Origin of the sequence: Corallococcus sp. 4LFB, from assembly GCF_046520365.1 — a bacterium.
Classification (GTDB): Bacteria; Myxococcota; Myxococcia; order Myxococcales; family Myxococcaceae; genus Corallococcus; species Corallococcus caeni.
Genome location: NZ_JBKGHJ010000725.1, coordinates 1 through 3122 on the forward strand (window position 1 = coordinate 1; position 3122 = coordinate 3122).

Genomic DNA, 3122 nt, shown 5'->3' on the forward strand with positions numbered 1-3122 from the left:
CGGCACGGACGCCGATCGACACCGTGACTGCGTTCGGTGCGCGAGCACGGGGCTCACCGTGGCGCGGGGTGATCGACTGCCCCGCGGCCGGCCGCGCACGTGGCGCGTCCTCTCGCGACAGGCGTTGGACCTCCGGCGCCACGGCTCCGGTGGGCGCGGCGATGCTGCACCGCGCGCCGCCATGCACCAGGCCCACCACGCGCTGCTGCTCGTCCACCAGCGGCGCGCCGGAGTCTCCGGGGACGCCGTGCATCGTGGTGAAGAGGGCGGTGGGCACGTCCGGCAGCGACGGACAGCGGCCCCAGCGCTCCACCATGACCCGCTGCGGCTCGCCGGGCCGGTCGTGGCGTCCGGTGAAGACGAGCACCGCGCCGGGGATGGGCAGCCCCTCGGCCACCTCCAGCGGGGCCACCGGCGCCTTCGCCTCCAGCTCCAGCACCGCCATGTCCCGGCCGCGATCCACGAACACGTAGCGGCCCCACAGCTGGCGGCCGTCCTCGAAGTTCGTCCGCTCGCGGCCCGCGTCCGGCGCGACGCAGTGGGCCGCGGTGAGGACATGGCGGCCCTGGCCCACCACCACGCCCGCGCAGTGGCCGTCGCCCAGCGTCACCGTTGCTGCTTCCGCCTTCTGGATTCCCTCCGCGGCTCCCGTCCCCGACTGGCCGCAGGCCATCCAGGCCGTCACGGACGCGAGCGCCACCGTGGCGCCGCCCCACTTCCATGCGCGCATGCCGCCTCCTCCTCCCGCGAGCGACGGGCCCACGGCCTGGAGGAAGGGTGCGCATGCGTCCGGGTGGGGGCCCGGGCACCGGGGTGGAAGCGGCTCCCCAGCAGGCGTCCGGGCTGGCCGGGCGCAGGGGGGGCCAGCAAGACGGTGAGACAGGGACCGGGGGACAGAGGGGCACCTGCTCGGATGTCCCGGAGGCGGTGTCACTGAAACGTGGTATTCCTCCGACGTCTGGATTCTGGACCCTGGCCTGAACGGGCCAGCCCTTTGGCGCGTGAGCGACGACGAGAAGACAACGGTACTGGATGAGCGCACCCGCCCTCCGAGCACGTGGGGGGAGCGGATGCGTACGCCCATCACGTTGCCGGGCTCGGGCGTGGGCGAGCGGCGCTCGCTGGTGCCAGGCGTCATCGTCACCGGGCGCTACCGCGTGGAGTCGCTGCTGGGTGAGGGCGGCATGGGCCGCATCTGGCTGGCGGACGACCTGCAGGAGCGCCGCCGCGTGGCGCTCAAGGAGATGCACGTCCCCGCGGAGCTGTCCGCCGCGAAGGTGGAGGAGCTGGTGCTGCTGTTCCGGCACGAGTTCTTCGCGATGAAGAAGCTGCAGCACCCGTCCACGCTCAAAGTTTTTGACTGGGGCATGACGGAGGCCGGCAACCGCTTCATCACCATGGAGGTCGTGGGCGGCAACGACCTGAGCTCGCTGGTGCGGGACGCGCCGCTGGACACGCGCACGCTGTATCGCGTGTTGATTCAAATGGCGCAGGTGCTGGCGTTCATCCACTCGCGCCTGTACGTGCACTGCGACATCAAGGCCAGCAACGTGCGCATCACCGAGTCCGGCGCGGTGAAGCTGATGGACTTCGGCGTGATGCACCAGCTGGGCACGCCCAGCCCCGGCAAGCTCAAGGGCACGCTGGAGTACCTGGCGCCGGAGTGGCAGCGGGGCGCGAGCATCGACGGCCGCGCGGACCTGTACTCGCTGGGCGTGATGGCCTGGTACCTGGCCACGCGCAAGCTGCCCTTCAAGCGCGCGAGCCCCGCGGTGCTGCTCGCGGACCACCTGACGCGCCCGGCGCCGCGCCCGTCCACCATCTGCCCGGTGGATCCGCAGCTGGAGGAGATCATCCTCCTGCTGATGGCGAAGGACCCGCGCGAGCGCTTCCAGGACGCGGGCGAGTTGCTGGAGGCGCTCTGCCAGGCCAGCGGCGAGCCCGTGCCGGAGGAGTCGCTGTCCGCGCGCGCCAGCTACCTGCACGTGCCGGAGGTGGTGGGGCGCGAGGCGGAGCTGGAGGGGCTGATGAACGGCCTGGCGGAGGCGGACTGGGGCCAGTCGCGCGCGGTGCTCGTGGGCGGGCCCGCGGGCGTGGGCAAGACGCGGCTGCTCCAGGAGTTCGAGCTCCAGGCGAAGCTGGCGGAGCTGCCCTTCGGCCGGGGCCAGTGCCGCGCGGAGGGGCTGTCGCCGCTGGCGCCGGTGGCGCAGGCCCTGCGCTGCCTGGTGCCGCACACGCCCGCGGAGCTGATGGACCGGGTGAAGGCCCCGCTCGCGCGCCTCTTGTCGTCGGAGGTGTTCGACGGCGAGCTGCACGAACAGCTGCCGCGCGACGGCTCCGATGAGAAGACCGCCTTCTTCGAGGCGCTGTCGGAGTGGACGCGCACGCTGGGGGGGCGGCAGTCCTTCGTGCTGTGCTTCGAGGACCTGCAGTGGGCGGACAGCGCGTCGCTGGAGGCGCTCAACGTCCTCATCCGCGCGCTGCACGGCACGCGCGGCATGGTGGTGGGCACGTTCCGCTCCCAGGAGCTGTCGCGCCTGAGCCTCGCGTTCCAGACGGTGGATGAGAAGCTCACGTCCCGCGTGGACCTGGAGCCGCTGTCCGCCGAGCACGTGGCCAAGCTGGTGGAGCTGGTGCTGCCGGGCCTGGACGTGCCGGAGGGCTTCGTGCAGCGGCTGCACGCGACCACCGGCGGCAACGCCTTCTTCGCCACGGAGTGCCTGCGCATGCTGGTGGAGGCGGGCGCGCTCAAGCGCGTGAGCGGGCGGTGGGAGGCGGAGGAGGGGCTGGGCACGCGCAGGCTCCCGGACAGCATCCAGGAGGCGGTGCTGGTGCGCCTGGCCAACGCGCCGCCGGAGCAGGTGTCGCTCCTGCGCAAGCTGGCGCCCGCGGGCCGCATGCTGGACCTGCCGCTGGTGCGCGCGCTGTCGGGCCTGCCGGAGGCGGAGCTGTTCGCCGTGCTGGACGGCATCGTGGAGCGGCAGTTCCTCCAGGACGTGGAGGGGCGCTACGTCTTCACGCACGACACCGTGCACCAGGCCGTCTACGACAGCTCGCCGGAGGCGGAGCGCCGGGCGCACCACGGCCGGTGGCGGCGGCGGCTCCAGACGCTCCCGCCGGGG

General features: G+C 73.0%; 2 protein-coding genes. One reads left to right on the forward strand and one right to left on the reverse strand.

All coding sequences use genetic code 11. The annotated features are described in order from the left end of the window. A partial coding sequence (locus tag ACLEQD_RS40165) for a serine protease (protein ID WP_410391228.1) occupies positions 1–730 on the reverse strand: 730 nt, incomplete at its 3' end. 340 nt (positions 731–1070) lie between these two features. Between ACLEQD_RS40165 and ACLEQD_RS40170 the strand changes: the two genes are divergently transcribed. After that, positions 1071–3122 (forward strand): protein kinase domain-containing protein (locus ACLEQD_RS40170; RefSeq protein WP_410391229.1); only part of this gene is annotated, 2052 nt, incomplete at its 3' end.